The organism is Alienimonas sp. DA493 (assembly GCF_043951915.1).
Lineage (GTDB): Bacteria > Planctomycetota > Planctomycetia > Planctomycetales > Planctomycetaceae > Alienimonas.
The window spans coordinates 1-2,333 of sequence record NZ_JBINJD010000291.1; the positions used below are offsets into that span (position 1 = coordinate 1).

Consider the following 2,333-nt stretch of genomic DNA (forward strand, 5'->3'; position numbering starts at 1 on the left):
CGGGGCCTCGGCGTTACGCTTCGGCGTCCGCTTCGCTGGGATACCAGTGGCGGGGCAGCAGTTCGCCCAAGGGGACGGTTTCGCCGGGGGCGACGAGGACCTCCGCGTTGGCGTTGGCGGGGTCGATTTGAATCAGCAGTTCGCGGCAGCGGCCGCAGGGGGGGAGCACGCCGCGGCGGCCGACCGCGGCGACGGCGACCACGCGAGTCCGGTGGGTCTTGAGCATCTCCGCGACGGCGCTGTGCTCCGCGCAGAAGCCGATGCCGCAGGCCAGATCGAGGTTCACCCCGGTGAACAGCGTGCCGTCGTCGGTCAGCAGCGCCGCCCCGACCTTCGCCGCGGAGCAGTCCCGCGGCAACGTCAGCGGCCTTCGCACCGACCGGGCCGCGGCCAGCAGCCGGTCCAGATCGACGGGCGGGGCGGGATCGTGGTCGTCGCCGGACACGCCTCCAGAATACCCCGACCCCGCCCCGCCGACAGGCGGCGCTTCCGATGTGCGGCGCCGGAACTGGTCGCCGTGGAGAACCTCGTCTTACACCAACCCGAAGCGTCAGTGAGGGCGGCGGACGCAGCCCGGCGCGGCGTCCCGCCGCGGCGCGGAGGCCCTCGCTCACGCTTCGGGTTAGTATTGAAGCCGCCTCGAAGCCGCCCCGCCCCCCCGCGAACGCCCGTCCCGTGTCGAACGCTTCCCCCGCCAAAAAGCTGCTGTTCCTCGTCGGCGACTATGTGGAGACGCTGGAGGCGTTCGTCCCGTTTCAGGCCCTCGGGGCGATGGGGCATGAGTGCGTCGCCGTTTGTCCGGACAAGCAGGCCGGCGACACGGTCCGCACCGCGGTGCACGACTTCGACGGCGCCCAGACCTACAGCGAGAAGCCGGGGCACAACTTCCCCCTCAACGCGGACTTCGACGGGGTGAACCCGGCGGAGTTCGACGCCCTCGTGCTGCCCGGCGGGCGGGCGCCGGAGTACCTGCGGCTGGACGACCGCGTGCTGGACGTCGTCCGCCACTTCTTCCGGGAGGACAAGCCGGTCGCGGCGATCTGCCACGCGCTGCAAATTCTCTCCGCCGCCGGCGTGCTGACCGGCCGCACCTGCACGGCCTACGCCGCCTGCGGGCCGGAGGTGTCCGCCGCCGGGGCGAGCTACCAAAAGGTCGAGCCGACCGAGGCCGTCGTCGACGGGAACCTCGTCACCAGCCCAGCCTGGCCGGGGCATGCGGAGTGGCTGAAGGCCTTCTCCAAGGTGCTCTCCGGCGCCTCGTGAGGGGCGTGTGAAGGAAGAGGTGTGAAGGAAGAGGTGTGAAGGGGGCGTGAAGTTCAGGGGCGGGGGCGCCGACGACCGGCTCGTTCGGCGTTCGCCGCCCGATGCGTTCAACCCGTCGTCTTCCGTTCGGCCCCGTGACCGTTATGGCGTTCCTCTCCCCCCGCAGTCTTGTCGTCGCCGGGGCCGTGCTGGGCGGGCTGGGGGTGGCCTGCGGGGCGTTCGGGGCGCACGGCGTCGCCGGGTTCGTGGCGGAGAAGTACCCGGACGCCGCCCTCGCCGCCCGCCGGCTCGACAACTGGCACACCGCGGCGGACTACCACCTCTGGCACGCCCTCGCCGCGGTCGCCTGCGGGTTGCTCGGCATGAGCGCCCCGCGCCGCGGGGAGCGCCGGTTGGACAGCCCGGCGGTCCGCTGGGCCGGGCTGAGCTTTCTCGCCGGCGTGACCGTCTTCAGCGGGAGCCTGTATCTGTTGACGCTGACGGGCCTGAGCTGGCTGGGGGCCGTCACCCCGGTCGGCGGCGTGCTGCTGATCGTCGGCTGGGCGCTGCTGGCCTGGGCCGCGGGGCGGGGCGGCGACCGCCGCGACGAGTCGGCGGCGGATTCCTGAACCGTTTCCTGAACCGCGGGGCGGGCCCGGGGGCGGATCGGGCGGGTCGGACCAACCGCGCCGGCGGGCGGCCCGGGGTGTCGATTCGCCCCGGCGATCCGGGCGACGGCGGTGCGGTTTGCGGGGCGGGACGGCCGATGAGCGGGGAACCGCCCGCCCGCCGCGGCGTCCCCCCTCGCTCGCCGACCCGACCCACAACATGTTGGGGGGCGAACCGCCGCTGCCCGGGCGGCGTTACGCTCGGCGCCCTGGGGCGACCCCGGATTCCGCGAACGCCATGTTGGGTTTTGGTGAGTGAGTCGGTACAACCTGTGGGGTTCGAGTCCCGCAGGCCCCGTCCCCTCCCCTGCCGCTCGCCGGTCCCGGCGTCCGCTCCGTCGGTTTCGTTCGACCACAAGATTCTCCCCTCAGCCGCGAACAGTATGTCCGCCACTCTCGCCCCGAGTTCGCTGACCCAGCCCG

At 73.0% G+C, this 2,333-nt stretch carries 3 protein-coding genes; 2 read left to right on the top strand and 1 reads right to left on the bottom strand.

Annotation, left to right across the window (positions count from 1 at the left end; all coding sequences use genetic code 11):
• Positions 1-13: 13 nt before the first annotated feature.
• Positions 14-445, bottom strand: a complete 432-nt coding sequence (locus ACG2DA_RS22440; RefSeq protein WP_395258883.1) for a cytidine deaminase family protein — start codon at positions 443-445, stop codon at positions 14-16.
• 230 nt (positions 446-675) lie between these two features.
• On the opposite strand from ACG2DA_RS22440, the gene ACG2DA_RS22445 reads away from it, so the two are divergent.
• Positions 676-1,263, top strand: a complete 588-nt coding sequence (locus ACG2DA_RS22445) for a DJ-1/PfpI family protein (protein WP_395258885.1) — start codon at positions 676-678, stop codon at positions 1,261-1,263.
• A gap of 143 nt (positions 1,264-1,406) precedes the next feature.
• Positions 1,407-1,871: a DUF423 domain-containing protein gene (locus tag ACG2DA_RS22450; RefSeq protein ID WP_395258887.1), complete on the top strand. Its 465-nt coding sequence runs from the start codon at positions 1,407-1,409 to the stop codon at positions 1,869-1,871.
• Positions 1,872-2,333: the final 462 nt, after the last annotated feature.

Bases quoted from the DNA above. Each gene is read 5' to 3' on its own strand.
- ACG2DA_RS22450 (WP_395258887.1), top strand. From the start codon at position 1,407: ATGGCGTTCCTCTCCCCCCGCAGTCTTGTCGTCGCCGGGGCCGTGCTG.